Raw genomic sequence first — 13715 nt, 5'->3', positions numbered from 1 at the left:
GCCGTCGCGCCGGAAGCGCTACTCGGCGATGTTCTGCAGTCGCACCTGACCGCGGGCCACGAGCTTGTCGTTCTCGTCGGTGATGGTGATCAGCCACAGCTGCTGCCGCCGCCCTCGGTGGATCGGCGTGGAAACCGCTGTGATGGTGCCGGATCGGATGGCGCGCAGGAAATCGGTGTTGTTGTTGACCCCGACCACGGTGCCGCCGCCGTTCTCCGACAGCCACACGTGGCCCGACACACTGGCCAGGCTCTCGACGATCGAGCAGTACACGCCGCCGTGCACTATGCCCCAGGGCTGCAGCAGCTTGTCGTGGATTGTCAGCTGTGCGCGGCCGCCGTCGGGAGTGAGCTCGAGATAGGTCAGGCCCAGTTCGGAATCGAACCCTTGGCCCAGACGATCGATGGAATCAGTGGTCACAGTTCTCGTGTCTACACGCCGTGTCGCCATAAAGATGCGGGCGGGTCCCGCGTATAAAACGCGGGACCCGCCCTCGAGCGGACCGGGGGTCTCTGCAGCCCTCAGGACTCCGGCGCGGTCCGTTGGTCTCGTATCTACATACTAGGCAAGGCTATCCTAATTTAGCAAGACCTTCCCTGCGCGACCCGAACCGCGGACCGGCAGGCCGAAGCCCACCAGGGCGTCCAGCACCGCCTGGCCGCGCCGCATGCTGACCACCTCACTGGAGCCGGCCAACAGCGGGACCTGGGTGGCCGCGCCGACCACCGCCGCCCCCACCATGTGCCACATGGCCGCCACCGACATGGCGCCGTCGCTGATCTCCACCAACCGGGCGAACAGCGGCTCAAGCGCGCGATGACTGCGATGAGCCACCCAGGTGGTCAGCGCAGCCTCACTGGGCAGCGCGACGATCCCGTCGTGGCACGCACTGGCGAACCTGGCGGCCCGGCCACAGTAATAGGGATCCTCGGGCAGGCCGCGCAGCGTCGGATCGACCACGCCGACCCAGTCGATCGCACCCTCGGAGTCGACGTGGACCCACAGGTTCTCCAGGCCGGTGTCCCAGGCCCGCCCTTCAAGCACCAGCAGCGGTACCACCCGGCCGATCACCACGTGCGTGAATGTGGCGGCCAACTGCTGGGCGACCGCGGCCCGATTGCCCGTCTCGGCCATCGCCGCGTCGAACATGCCCTGCAGTCGATCCGCGGACAACGCCTCGGCCAGCGGCCACCACCGCCGACGCGACAGGTCGCCCACCACGGCCACGCCGTAGACCCGCGGACACTCCGGATACAGCTCACGTAAACGCCGACTCGACTCGTGCAGCGGCAGCGTCCGCTCGATAGCCATACCCGCGATCAGCGGATCTTCGATCAAGACCGTCATGTCACCTCCGAAGACTCCAGTTTGACTTAGGTTAGCCTTACTATAGTCACGTGAAGGATGAGAGCTACCCCCTGTGACTCGATTCACAACGGACCCCATATATGGCGCTGACCTTGCCCTAAACCGCTACGGAGGGCAGTTGCAGCGCCGTCGCCAAACGCATACGACGCGCGGTAGTAAACCCGTAGTACGCTGGCTTTACTGCTCAGGAGAGTGAACGGAACATGGCCAAAATGACGCGTCTCGGGGAGCTTGAGCGCGAGGTGATGGACCACTTGTGGTCCGCGCCCGAACCCCAAACTGTGCGCCAAGTCCATGAGGCGCTGGCCGCCCGCCGCGACTTGGCCTACACCACGATCATGACCGTGCTGCAACGGCTGGCGAAGAAGAACCTGGTCGTACAGCACCGCGACGACCGGGCGCACCGCTATGCGCCCACAAACGGCCGCGACGAGCTGGTCGCCGGCCTGATGGTCGATGCCCTCGACCAGGCCGCGGACTCCGGCAGCCGCCAGGCCGCGCTGGTCCATTTCGTCGAGCGAGTCGGTGTGGACGAGGCCCGGGCACTGCGCCGGGCGCTCGCCGAATTGGAGAGCAAGCACCAGCTGCCCCCACCGGCTGGTAATTCGGGCACTGCCTGAGAGAGACTTACGGCGTGTCCGCGCTGGCCTTCACTCTCGTCGCGCTGGCCCTGGTGGGACCAGTGCCGGCAGTGCTGGCCCGTGCGGCGTGGCCGTTGCGCGCCCCGCGAGCGGCGATCGTGCTGTGGCAGTCCATCGCGCTGGCCGCCGTACTCTCGGCCTTCTCGGCCGGTATCGCGATCGCCAGCCGCCTGTTCGTTCCCGGTCCGGACGGCCGGCCGACCGCAACCATCACCAGTGAGATCAACGCTCTCGGTTGGCCGTTGTGGCTGCTCTACGTCGTGGTTTTCAGCCTGACCCTGTTCATCGGCGGGCGGCTCTGCGTGGCCGTGGTCCAGGTGGCGGTGGGCACCCGGCGCCGGCGCGCCCACCACCGCATGATGGTCGACCTGCTCAGCAAGTCGCGCGACGCGGTCCCGGCCCACCTCTGTACGGCGCACCGCCCGCTCGCCGGCGACGGGCTGCGCATCCTCGATGTCGCGCAGCCTCTCGCCTACTGTCTGCCCGGCGTCCGCAGCCGCGTCGTGGTCAGCGAGGGAACGCTGACCACGTTGTCGGACAACGAGGTCGCCGCGATCCTCACCCATGAGCGGGCCCACCTGCGCGCCCGCCATGATCTGGTCCTGGAGATGTTCACCGCCGTCCATGCCGCCTTCCCGAGGTTCGTCCGCAGTGCCAACGCCCTCGATGCGGTCCGGCTGCTGATCGAGTTGCTGGCCGACGACGCCGCGGTACGGACCGCGGGTCCCACTCCCCTGGCCCGGGCGCTGGTCGCCTGTGCGAGCGGCCGCACCCCCTCGGGTGCGCTGGCCGCCGGCGGGCCCACCACCGTGATCCGGGTACGACGCCTCGGCGGCAAGCCCAACAGTGTGGCCATGGCGGTCACCGCCTATCTCACCGCGGCCGCGGTCCTGGTGGTCCCCACCGTCGCCGTTGCCGTCCCCTGGCTCACCGAGCTTCACCGCCTGTTCGCCGGACTCGGATAAAGCTCTGCACGACAGGCGTTCTGCTACAACAAAACAACGAAAGGCTGCGGCATGACCAAGACCAGCACTTCCGGCACGGCGCAGATCGGAGTCACCGGCCTGGCCGTGATGGGCTCCAATCTCGCCCGCAACTTCGCCCACCACGGCTACACCGTCGCTCTGCACAACCGGTCGATCGCCAAAACCGATGCGCTGCTGGCCGAGCATGGCTCCGAGGGCAAGTTCGTGCGCAGCGAGACGATCGCGGAATTCCTTGACGCCCTGGAGAAGCCACGCCGGGTGATCATCATGGTCAAGGCCGGCGACCCCACCGATGCGGTGATCAACGAGCTGGCCGACGCCATGGAGCCCGGCGACATCATCATCGACGGCGGCAATGCCCTCTACACCGACACCATCCGTCGGGAAAAGGCGATCCGCGAGCGCGGCCTGCACTTCGTCGGAGCGGGGATCTCCGGCGGCGAGGAAGGCGCGCTCAACGGCCCGTCGATCATGCCCGGCGGCCCCGCCGAGTCCTACAAGTCCCTCGGCCCGCTGCTGGAGGAGATCTCCGCGCACGTGGACGGTGTGCCGTGCTGCACCCACATCGGCCCGGACGGTGCCGGGCACTTCGTGAAGATGGTGCACAACGGCATCGAGTATTCCGACATGCAGCTGATCGGCGAGGCGTACCAGTTGCTGCGCGACGGGCTCGGCCTGGAGGCCGCACAGATCGCCGACGTGTTCACCGAGTGGAACAAGGGCGACCTGGACAGCTATCTGGTGGAGATCACCGCCGAGGTGCTGCGTCAGGTGGACGCCAAGACCGGCAAGCCGCTGGTGGACGTGATCGTCGACGAGGCCGAGCAGAAGGGCACCGGGCGCTGGACCGTGAAGTCCGCCCTGGACCTCGGGGTTCCCGTCACCGGCATCGCCGAGGCCGTGTTCGCCCGGGCGCTGTCGGGTTCCGTGCCCCAGCGCAAGGCGACGACCGGACTGGCGTCAGGCGAGCTCGGCGACAAGCCTTCTGAATCGGCACAGTTCATCGACGATGTCAGCAAGGCGCTGTACGCCTCGAAGATCATCGCCTACGCCCAGGGCTTCAACCAGATCCAGGCGGGCTCGGCCGAGTACGGGTGGGGCATCACCCTGGGCGATATGGCCACCATCTGGCGCGGCGGCTGCATCATCCGGGCGAAGTTCCTCAACCGGATCAAGGAGGCGTACGACGACGATGCCGATCTGGCCACCCTGATCGCCGCTCCGTACTTCCGCGACGCGGTCGAGGCGGGCATCGACAGTTGGCGCCGGGTCGTGATCAAGGCGACCGAGTTGGGGATTCCGGTCCCCGGTTTCGCGTCGGCACTGTCCTATTACGACGCGTTGCGCACCGAGCGGCTGCCCGCGGCGCTGACCCAGGGCCTGCGCGACTTCTTCGGCGCGCACACCTACGGGCGCACCGACGCGGAGCCCGGCCAGAAGTTCCACACCCTCTGGAGCGGTGACCGCAGCGAAGTCCCTGCCTGAGTAGATTCGTTGGTGTGAGGTTGCAGTGAGATTTTTGAACGGACACACCCCGCCGTACGACCTGACCTACAACGACGTGTTCGTCGTGCCCGGACGGTCGGATGTGGCATCGCGGTTCGACGTCGACCTGTCCACATCCGACGGATCCGGCACCACCATCCCGGTGGTGGTGGCGAACATGACGGCGGTGGCGGGCCGACGCATGGCCGAGACCATCGCCCGGCGCGGCGGCATCGTGGTGCTGCCGCAGGATCTGCCGAGCACCGTGGTCGCCGACACCGTGCAGTTCGTCAAGAGCCGCGACCTGGTGGTGGACACGCCGGTAACCCTGAGCCCGGACGACTCGGTGTCCGACGCCACGGCGTTGCTGCACAAACGCGCGCACGGCGCTGCGGTGGTGGTGTTCGAGGGACGCCCGATCGGGCTGGTCACCGAGGCCGGCTGCGCGGGCGTGGACCGGTTCGCCCGGATCCGCGACGTCGCGGTGACGGACTTCGTCACCGCGCCGGTGGGCACGGACCCGAGGAAGGTGTTCGACCTCCTCGAACACGCGCCGATCGACCTCGCGGTGCTCACCGAGGCGGACGGTTCCCTGGCCGGCGTGCTGACCCGCACCGCCGCGGTGCGGGCCGGCATCTACACCCCGGCCGTCGACGCGGCCGGACAGCTGCGCATCGCCGCGGCGGTCGGCATCAACGGCGATGTCGGCGCGAAGGCCCGCGCACTGGCCGAGGCCGGGGTCGACCTGCTCGTCATCGACACCGCCCACGGTCATCAGGTCAAGATGCTCGAGGCCATCAAGGCGGTGGCGTCACTGGATCTCGGCCTGCCGCTGGCGGCGGGCAACGTGGTCTCCGCCGAGGGCACCCGCGACCTCATCGATGCCGGCGCGTCGATCGTCAAGGTCGGCGTGGGCCCCGGCGCGATGTGCACCACCCGGATGATGACCGGTGTCGGCCGGCCGCAGTTCTCGGCCGTCGTCGAATGTTCGGCTGCGGCAAAGGAACTCGGCGCCCACGTGTGGGCGGACGGCGGGGTTCGGCACCCGCGCGACGTAGCGCTGGCGCTGGCCGCCGGCGCCGCGAACGTGATGATCGGCTCCTGGTTCGCCGGGACCTACGAGTCCCCCGGCGACCTGCTGCACGACCGGGAGGAACGGCCGTACAAGGAGAGCTACGGCATGGCCTCCAAGCGTGCGGTGGCCGCCCGTACCGCCGGGGACAGCCAGTTCGACCGGGCCCGTAAGGCCCTGTTCGAGGAGGGCATCTCGTCCTCGCGGATGAGCCTCGACCCGGGCCGCGGCGGCGTCGAGGACCTCCTCGACCACATCACCTCGGGGGTGCGCAGCACCTGCACCTATGTCGGCGCCACCAACCTCCCCGAACTACACGAGAAGGTGGTGCTGGGAGTCCAGTCGGCCGCCGGTTTCGCCGAAGGCCATCCGCTGCCGACGGGCTGGTAGTCCGGCGAGTCGCGATACTATTGGGGTTCCTGCATACCGAGCGGACGGTGGCATCGCGCCCTTTCGTCCACTCGGTCAGATCGAACGAAAGGGTTCACGTGCCGCAGGCACCCACCGAGGCCTCCGGTTCTGAACCGGCCTTCGGGGTGGAACACCAGTCACTTCTGAGCGCCGAAGCTGACGACCCCGCTTCTAGTCGGCCGGGCCCCGGGCCCGGCGTAGCACTGGTGAGAATCTGATGGGCAGCTCAACCGACGTGGTCTCCTCGTTGCTGTCGATTCTCGCGATCGTCCTGCTCACCTTCGGCACCGCGGTGTTCGTGGCCGCCGAGTTCTCCCTGACCGCACTGGAGCGCAGCACGGTCGAGGCCAACGCCCGCACCGGCGACCGCCGCGACCAGCTGGTCCGCCGCGCGCACCGCACCCTGTCCTTCCAGCTCTCCGGGGCCCAGGTCGGCATCTCGATCACCACCCTGGCCACCGGCTATCTCGCCGAACCCGTCGTCGGGGAGCTGATCCGCCCCGGCCTGGACGCCATCGGCATTCCCCCGAACGTCGGTGGTGGCCTGGCACTGTTCCTGGCCATCCTCATCGCGACGTCACTGTCGATGGTGTTCGGCGAGCTCGTGCCGAAGAACCTGGCGGTGGCCCGCCCGGTCCCGACCGCCCGCGCGTCGGCACCGTTCCAGCTGCTGTTCTCGATGCTGTTCACCCCGGTCATCCGGCTGACCAACGGCACCGCCAACTGGATCCTGCGCCGGCTGGGCATCGAACCGGCCGAGGAACTGCGGTCGGCACGCTCGGCGCAGGAACTGGCGTCACTGGTGCGCAACTCGGCCCGCAGCGGGTCGCTCGACGCGTCCACCGCATTGCTGGTGCACCGCTCGCTGCAGTTCGGCGAGCGTTCCGCCGAGGAGCTGATGACCCCGCGCTCCAAGATCGAGGTTCTGGACGCAGGTGATTCGGTCGCCGACCTGATGTCGGCGGCGATCCGCACCGGCTACTCCCGCTTCCCGATCGTCGAAGGCGACCTCGACGAGACCATCGGCGTGGTCCACATCAAGCAGGTGTTCACGATTCCGCGCGAGGACCGGGACAAGACCCGGCTGGCCGCCCTGGCACTGCCGGTGGCGACGGTGCCCTCCACCCTCGACGGCGACGCCGTCATGACCCAGATCCGTGCCAACGGATTGCAGACCGCGCTCGTCGTGGACGAGTACGGGGGCACCGCCGGCATGGTGACGGTCGAGGACCTGATCGAGGAGATCGTCGGCGACGTGCGCGACGAACACGATGACGCCACTCCCGACGTGGTGCCCGCCGGGGCCGGCTGGCAGGTGTCCGGGCTGCTGCGCATCGACGAGGTGGCGACAAGCACCGGATTCCGTGCTCCCGAAGGCGAATACGAAACCATAGGAGGCCTGGTCCTGCAGGAACTCGGCCACATACCGGAGACCGGCGAGTCCGTGGAGCTGGCCGCCTTCGATCCCGACGGGGACCCCGACAAACCGACGCACTGGCTGGCCACGGTGGTGCGGATGGACGGCCGCCGGATCGACCTGCTCGAGCTGACCAGCCTCGGCCACAAGGGGAACAGCCATGGGTGACATCCTCGGTGTGCTGTTGACCGTGCTGCTGCTGGCCGCCAACGCGTTCTTCGTGGCCGCGGAATTCGCGCTGATCTCGGCCCGTCGCGATCGGCTGCAGGCGCTGGCCGAACAGGGTAAGCGCAGCGCTGTCACCGTGATTCGGGCCGGCGAGCACCTGTCGCTCATGCTGGCCGGATCTCAGCTGGGCATCACGATCTGCTCGATCCTATTGGGCCGGGTCGGCGAGCCTGCCGTCGCGCACCTGCTGGAGAAGCCGTTCGCGTTGGTCGGGGTGTCCGACACCGTCCTGCACACGGTCTCGTTCGTCGTCGCGCTGGCCATCGTGGTGATCCTGCACGTACTGCTCGGCGAGATGGTGCCGAAGAACATCGCCATCGCGGGCCCCGAGACCGCTGCGATGCTGCTGGTCCCGCCGTATCTGGTCTACATCCGCGCGGCCCGTCCGTTCATCGCGTTCTACAACTGGTGCGCCAACATCACCCTGCGGACTTTCCGCGTCGAGCCGAAGGACGAGCTGGAATCGGCGGTGTCGACTGTCGAGTTGTCGGAGATGATCGCCGAGTCGGTTTCGGAAGGCCTGCTCGACACCGAGGAACACGGTCGGCTGACCCGGGCCCTGCAGACCCGCAGCCGCACGGTCGACGATGTCGCGATGCCGTTGAGCGAGATCCATGCCATCCGGGTCGCCGCGCCGGGGTCAGGGCCGACCGTCGGCGATGTGGAACGGGCCCTCACCGATACGGGCTATTCACGCTTCCCGGTGGCGGATTCGTTCGGCGAGTTCATCGGGTACCTGCACATCAAGGATGTGCTGCCGCACATCAACGACCCCGATGCGGTGCTGGACATTTCCATGGTGCGCCCGTTGCCGCGGATCCCGGCGTCCACACCGCTGCCCGACGCCTTGTCGCGGATGCGGCGGAGCAACAGCCACCTCGCGCTCGTGACCGGACCGGACGACACCGTGACCGCGATGGTGGCCCTGGAGGACCTGGTCGAGGATCTGGTCGGCACGGTGCGCGACGGTACCCACCGCATCTGAGCGGTAGGGCTATCCCTCGGGTTGATCGAGCATCCCGCGCAGGATGAGGTCGGCCAGATCGGCGGCGGCACGTTCGATCTCATGGGGATCGTCGACCCCACGTACGCACACGGCGTACAGGGCCGCCCCGCCGATCGCATCCATGATGGTGTCGACGTTGATCGGCCGGTGGGCCCGCCGCGCTGAGGCGGGATCGGTCAAAAGCGATGCGAGCTGGGTGCGCGCGGCGGAGTCCAGCCGCTCCGTCATGAGCCTGCGGATGTCGGAGTCCGCCCGCAGATCGGTCAACAGGCCCGGAATCGATTCCCGCACAGCGGGATCGCAGAACATCAGAAACGCTCCGCGACAGAGCCGGGTGATCTCGGTGGCGATGTCGTCGCTCGGCGCAGCCGGGTCCAGGTCCGGGAACACCGCCTCATGGACCAGCAGCGCCTTGGACTTCCACCTGCGGTAGATGGTCGGCCGGCTGACCCCGGCCGTGCTGGCGATCAGGTCGATGGACGTCGCCGCATACCCGCGCTGCACCAGCAGCCGGCGGGTCGTGCTCAGCACGGCCTGGTCGATCGACGGGTCGGGGCGCGAGCCCTGCCGCCGATGGCGAGTGCCGACCGAACGCGTCGCCACGCTGTCTCCTCACATCGCCGGGCAGGTCAGCCGAGTCTGGCACAACGGTGGCCGCCTACCGGAACTCACTGTTGCCATGGTGTCACATTTGTTGTTACATCCTGTAATAACAAATGCTCCATGGAGGTGTGAGTCAGTGAACGATATTGCAGCCAAACCGATTTCGGCCGAAGCCTGGGTGGCCACCGCCCTCGGGGACCCGGCGAAGGTCCTGGAACGCCAGACCGTCGAGGTGCGCGCACCCGGGCCCGGCGAGGTGCGGGTCGCGGTGCGCGCGTTCTGCCTGAACTTCAACGACATCGACGTCATCGGTGGCCGGTACACCACCATGCCCCTGCAGCCGCCGTTCATCCCCGGCATGGAGGCCGTGGGCGTCGTGGAGAGCGCCGGGCTCGGCGCCGAGCACCTGGTGGGCCGGCGCATCGTGGGCATCCCCTCGATGGCCTTCGGCGGGTACGCCTCCTACGCCATCGTCGACGCGGCGACCGCGCTGGAGTTGCCGGCCTGGGTCAGCGACGCCGACGGCGCGGCCCTGCACTACCCGTTCCATCTGGGCTGGTTCGCACTGCACGAGCGCGGCCGGCTCAAGCCCGGCGAGACCTTGCTGGTGCACGCGGCGGCCGGCGGAACCGGGTCGGGCGCGCTGGTGCTGGGCAAGGCGCTCGGCGCTCGCGTGATCGCCACCGCCGGCAGTGACGAGAAGGTCGAGTTCTGTCGCCAACTGGGCGCCGATCACGCCGTCAACTACCGCAACGGCGACTGGGTGGAGCAGGTCATGGACCTCACCTACGGCCGCGGGGTGGACGTCGCATTCGACGCGGTCGGCGGCAGCGTGACCACCGACACCTTCCGCTGCATGGGCCTGCACGGGCGGCACCTGATGGCGGGGTTCGCCGAGGACATCGCTCTGGAGGACGGTGACTACCTCTCGCCGCGTCCCATCGCCTACGGCAACTTCGACGTGTGCGGGGTCTGCCTGGTCTACGTGACCGACCCGCTGGCGGTTCGCCGCACCCTCGGGTTCAACTGGCCGGCCCGCTCCGAGGGCCTCGACGCCCACGTCAAACTGCTCGAAATGCTGCGTACCGGGGCCATCCGGACCGTCATCGGCGCCGAGGTGGCGTGGTCGGACCTGCCCGCCCAACTGGAGCGGATGCAGGCCCGGCAGACCACCGGCCGGCTGGTGGTCACCACGGGCGCACACGACTGAGCCCGTGACTCCACAGGTAGGCTCGAGCCGCACGGCGGCGGCGGGCCACCCGGTGGAGGAGACATGGAAGGACGCGCTGGATCTCACGCGGCTGGACTGACCCTTCCGGGAATCGCCGAAGCCGAAGAAGTTCTGGCGGCCCCGGACTGGGCGGAACGAGCTGAATCACACCGGCGACGCGCCGACGAATTCCTCACACCGCACCTGCGCCGCCAACACGCCGGTGAACCGCATCCGGTGTGGGATTTCCTGTTCACCTATTACAGCCTCCGTCCCCGGCAGCTGCGGCGATGGCATCCGGGTTTCGGGGTGGTACTCGAGGGCGATAACGCCGCCTCCTATCTGAGCCGTACCGGGTACGGTCCGCACCCGCACGGTGTGACGGTGCGGGCCGACTACCTGAGCTCACGCATCGAGACGGTCCGATTCGTCGCGCGGCTGATGCGCGCGACCGCCGCGCGGGCACCCCGGATGAACTGCTTCGGCCTACATGAATGGGCGATGGTCTACCGGACTCCCCAGCTACGGCACGACCAGGTTCCGCTGCGCCTCGGCACCGCCGGAACCGATGCCGTTGTCGAGTCGATGCCGTTGCGGTGCAGTCACTTCGATGCATTCCGATTCTTCACCGACGCCGCCGTTCCCCGCAACGACCGGCAACTGAGCCGGGAGCACCAGATCGACGCCGAGCAGCCCGGCTGCATCCACGCCGCCATGGACACCTACAAATGGGCCTACAAACTGGGCCCTCTGGTGCCTTCGGAATTGGTGATGGACGCGCTCGATCTGGCGGCCGACGCGCGGGCACTCGACATGTGTGCCAGCCCATACGACTTGAAGCGCTATGGTTTCGAGCCGATCGCCATCGAAACACCGGCCGGGCGTGCCGAATACGTCAGGGCCCAACAGCGCATCGCCGAACGGGCGGCTCCGTTGCGGGTCACTCTGGCAAACAGGTGTGAGCAGTTGCTCACCAGGCTGGACGGCTGAAAGGCCGACGTTACCAATGGGTAAGCTGGATAAACGGCAGGCATCGCACGGTGCCTGGAGCCGAGGGAGGAAACGCGCATGACCAATCGCGTGACTGTCGGAAACCTGCGCGTCGCGCAGGTGCTGCACGACTTCATCACGAACGAGGCACTGCCGGGCACCGGCGTCGACCCGGACAGCTTCTGGTCCGGCGTGGACAAGGTCGTCGCTGACCTCACCCCGAAGAACCAGGACCTGCTGGCCCGTCGCGACGATCTGCAGGCGCAGATCGACAAGTGGCACCGCGCTCACGTGCTGGAGCCTGTCGACCCCGACGCCTACAAGCAGTTCCTCACCGATATCGGCTACCTGCTGCCCGAGCCCGCCGACTTCACCATCACCACCTCCGGTGTCGATGACGAGATCACCTCGACCGCCGGTCCGCAGCTCGTGGTGCCGATCCTCAACGCCCGCTTCGCGCTCAACGCCGCCAACGCCCGCTGGGGCTCGCTGTACGACGCGCTCTACGGCACGGACGTCATCAGTGAACAGGACGGCGCCGAAAAGGGCACGGGCTATAACAAGGTCCGCGGCGACAAGGTGATCGCCTACGCGCGCAACTTCCTGGATGAGGCTGTGCCGCTGGCCGCGGGCACCTGGGCCGAGGCAACCGGTCTCAAGATCGTCCACGAAGACGGGGCCGGCCAGTTGCTCGTCGAGTACGGCGACGGGCTGTCCTCCGGCCTGGCCACTCCCGAGCAGTTCGTCGGCTACACCGGTGAGCTGGGGCAGCCGCAGTGGTCCGTGCTGCTGGCCAACCACGGCCTGCACATCGAGATTCTGGTCGACCCCGACTCCCCCGTCGGCTCTACCGACCCCGCAGGCATCAAGGACGTCGTGCTGGAATCCGCGATCACCACGATCATGGACTTCGAGGACTCCGTGGCCGCCGTCGACGCCGACGACAAGGTGCTCGGCTACCGCAACTGGCTGGGCCTGAACAGGGGCGACCTGGCCGAAGAGGTCGCCAAGGGCGGCAAGACCTTCACCCGCGTCCTCAACCCCGACCGCACCTTCACCACCCCGGACGGCGAGGGTGAGCTGACCCTGCCCGGACGCAGCCTGCTGTTCGTGCGCAACGTCGGTCACCTGATGACCAATGACGCGATCATGGACGCGGACGGCAACGAGATCCCCGAGGGGATCCAGGACGCGCTGTTCACCGGCCTGATCGCCATGCACGGGCTCAAGGACGATGAGGCGAATGGCCCGCTGAAGAACAGCCGCACCGGATCGGTCTACATCGTCAAGCCCAAGATGCACGGCCCCGACGAGGTCGCCTTCACCTGCGAGCTGTTCGGCCGCGTCGAGGATGTGCTGGGCCTGCCCGGCGGCACCCTCAAGGTCGGCATCATGGACGAGGAGCGTCGCACCACGGTCAACCTGAAGGCCAGCATCAAGGCCGCTGCCGACCGCGTGGTGTTCATCAACACCGGCTTCCTGGACCGCACCGGCGACGAGATCCACACCTCGATGGAGGCCGGACCGATGATCCGTAAGGGCGCCATGAAGGCCCAGCCGTGGATCAAGGCCTACGAGGACAACAACGTCGACGTGGGCCTGGCCACCGGCCTGGCCGGCAAGGCCCAGATCGGCAAGGGCATGTGGGCCATGACCGATCTGATGGCCGACATGGTCGAGCAGAAGATCGGTCAGCCGAAGGCCGGTGCCACCACCGCGTGGGTTCCCTCGCCGACCGCCGCCACCCTGCACGCGATGCACTACCACCAGGTGGACGTCGAGGCCGTGCAGAAGGAGCTGGCCGGCAAGAAGCGCGCCACGATCGAAGATCTGCTGACGATCCCGCTGGCGGATTCCTCGTTGACCTGGTCGCCCGAGGAGATCCACGAAGAGGTGGACAACAACTGCCAGTCGATCCTGGGCTACGTGGTCCGCTGGATCGACGCCGGTGTCGGCTGCTCGAAGGTTCCCGACATCCACGACATCGCGCTCATGGAAGACCGCGCCACACTGCGGATCTCCAGCCAGCTGCTGGCCAACTGGCTGCGTCACGGCGTCATCACCGAAGAGGACGTCAAGGCCAGCCTGCGCCGGATGGCCGCGGTCGTCGACGAGCAGAACGCCGGCGATCCCGACTATCTGGCGATGGCGCCCAACCCGGATGCCAGCATCGCGTTCGGCGCGGCGCAGGAGTTGATCCTGGCCGGAGCTCAGCAGCCCAACGGCTACACCGAGCCGATCCTGCACCGCCGCCGCCGCGAGTTCAAAGCGAGCACCGCCGGGAAGTGATTAGACTTC

12 protein-coding genes are annotated in these 13715 nt (G+C 67.9%); 9 read left to right on the top strand and 3 right to left on the bottom strand.

Annotated features, from left to right (window positions below):
* Positions 1–18: 18 nt before the first annotated feature.
* Both EH231_RS07970 and EH231_RS07965 read right to left on the bottom strand, forming a co-directional pair.
* The gene (locus EH231_RS07970) at positions 19–420 is read right to left on the bottom strand and encodes a PaaI family thioesterase (protein WP_090433184.1); all 402 of its coding nucleotides are present in this window, start codon (positions 418–420) and stop codon (positions 19–21) included.
* A gap of 156 nt (positions 421–576) precedes the next feature.
* On the bottom strand, positions 577–1347 hold the full coding sequence (locus tag EH231_RS07965) for an iron reductase (RefSeq protein WP_090433182.1): 771 nt from the start codon (positions 1345–1347) through the stop codon (positions 577–579).
* A 224-nt stretch (positions 1348–1571) separates the two neighbouring features.
* Here EH231_RS07965 and EH231_RS07960 point away from each other — a divergent pair, with 224 nt between their 5' ends.
* The 6 genes from EH231_RS07960 (at position 1572) to EH231_RS07935 (ending at position 8593) form a co-directional block, all read left to right on the top strand.
* Positions 1572–1988 carry a BlaI/MecI/CopY family transcriptional regulator gene (locus tag EH231_RS07960; RefSeq protein WP_044518806.1) on the top strand — a complete coding sequence of 139 codons (417 nt, stop codon included), beginning with the start codon at positions 1572–1574 and terminating at the stop codon, positions 1986–1988.
* A gap of 14 nt (positions 1989–2002) precedes the next feature.
* A complete protein-coding gene (locus EH231_RS07955; protein ID WP_090433180.1) occupies positions 2003–2974 on the top strand; it encodes a M56 family metallopeptidase in 972 nt (323 codons plus the stop codon).
* A 51-nt stretch (positions 2975–3025) separates the two neighbouring features.
* Positions 3026–4480, top strand: coding sequence for an NADP-dependent phosphogluconate dehydrogenase (gndA, locus tag EH231_RS07950; RefSeq protein WP_044518809.1), 1455 nt, complete (start codon positions 3026–3028; stop codon positions 4478–4480).
* A gap of 25 nt (positions 4481–4505) precedes the next feature.
* Positions 4506–5942, top strand: coding sequence for a GuaB1 family IMP dehydrogenase-related protein (locus EH231_RS07945; RefSeq protein WP_090433178.1), 1437 nt, complete (start codon positions 4506–4508; stop codon positions 5940–5942).
* A 238-nt stretch (positions 5943–6180) separates the two neighbouring features.
* Positions 6181–7548, top strand: coding sequence for a hemolysin family protein (locus EH231_RS07940; RefSeq protein WP_090433176.1), 1368 nt, complete (start codon positions 6181–6183; stop codon positions 7546–7548).
* On the top strand, positions 7541–8593 hold the full coding sequence (locus tag EH231_RS07935; protein WP_090433174.1) for a hemolysin family protein: 1053 nt from the start codon (positions 7541–7543) through the stop codon (positions 8591–8593). The genes EH231_RS07940 and EH231_RS07935 overlap by 8 nt, the downstream gene beginning before the upstream one ends.
* A 9-nt stretch (positions 8594–8602) precedes the next feature.
* Here the strand turns inward: EH231_RS07935 and EH231_RS07930 are convergent, their stop codons facing one another.
* The gene (locus EH231_RS07930; RefSeq protein WP_090433172.1) at positions 8603–9217 is read right to left on the bottom strand and encodes a TetR/AcrR family transcriptional regulator; all 615 of its coding nucleotides are present in this window, start codon (positions 9215–9217) and stop codon (positions 8603–8605) included.
* A gap of 136 nt (positions 9218–9353) precedes the next feature.
* Here EH231_RS07930 and EH231_RS07925 point away from each other — a divergent pair, with 136 nt between their 5' ends.
* The 3 genes from EH231_RS07925 to EH231_RS07915 all read left to right on the top strand — a co-directional run bounded on the left by EH231_RS07925 (position 9354) and on the right by EH231_RS07915 (position 13706).
* The gene (locus tag EH231_RS07925; RefSeq protein ID WP_164480806.1) at positions 9354–10427 is read left to right on the top strand and encodes a zinc-binding dehydrogenase; all 1074 of its coding nucleotides are present in this window, start codon (positions 9354–9356) and stop codon (positions 10425–10427) included.
* Between the two features lie 63 nt (positions 10428–10490).
* Entirely contained in the window at positions 10491–11417 is a 927-nt protein-coding gene (locus EH231_RS07920; protein WP_090433169.1) for a 3-methyladenine DNA glycosylase, read from the top strand.
* Between the two features lie 78 nt (positions 11418–11495).
* A complete protein-coding gene (locus EH231_RS07915) occupies positions 11496–13706 on the top strand; it encodes a malate synthase G (protein WP_124712195.1) in 2211 nt (736 codons plus the stop codon).
* The last annotated feature ends 9 nt before the right edge of the window (positions 13707–13715 follow it).

It is taken from the genome of Mycolicibacterium nivoides, assembly GCF_003855255.1.
GTDB classification, from domain to species: domain Bacteria; phylum Actinomycetota; class Actinomycetes; order Mycobacteriales; family Mycobacteriaceae; genus Mycobacterium; species Mycobacterium nivoides.
Note: the sequence above shows the minus strand (reverse complement) of the source record. Positions and strands in the feature narration are given on the sequence as shown.

Coding starts and splice junctions, on each gene's coding strand:
- gndA (WP_044518809.1), top strand. CDS start 3,026: ATGACCAAGACCAGCACTTCCGGCACGGCGCAGATCGGAGTCACCGGC.
- EH231_RS07915 (WP_124712195.1), top strand. CDS start 11,496: ATGACCAATCGCGTGACTGTCGGAAACCTGCGCGTCGCGCAGGTGCTG.
- EH231_RS07935 (WP_090433174.1), top strand. CDS start 7,541: ATGGGTGACATCCTCGGTGTGCTGTTGACCGTGCTGCTGCTGGCCGCC.
- EH231_RS07960 (WP_044518806.1), top strand. CDS start 1,572: ATGGCCAAAATGACGCGTCTCGGGGAGCTTGAGCGCGAGGTGATGGAC.
- EH231_RS07920 (WP_090433169.1), top strand. CDS start 10,491: ATGGAAGGACGCGCTGGATCTCACGCGGCTGGACTGACCCTTCCGGGA.
- EH231_RS07940 (WP_090433176.1), top strand. CDS start 6,181: ATGGGCAGCTCAACCGACGTGGTCTCCTCGTTGCTGTCGATTCTCGCG.
- EH231_RS07965 (WP_090433182.1), bottom strand. CDS start 1,347: ATGACGGTCTTGATCGAAGATCCGCTGATCGCGGGTATGGCTATCGAG.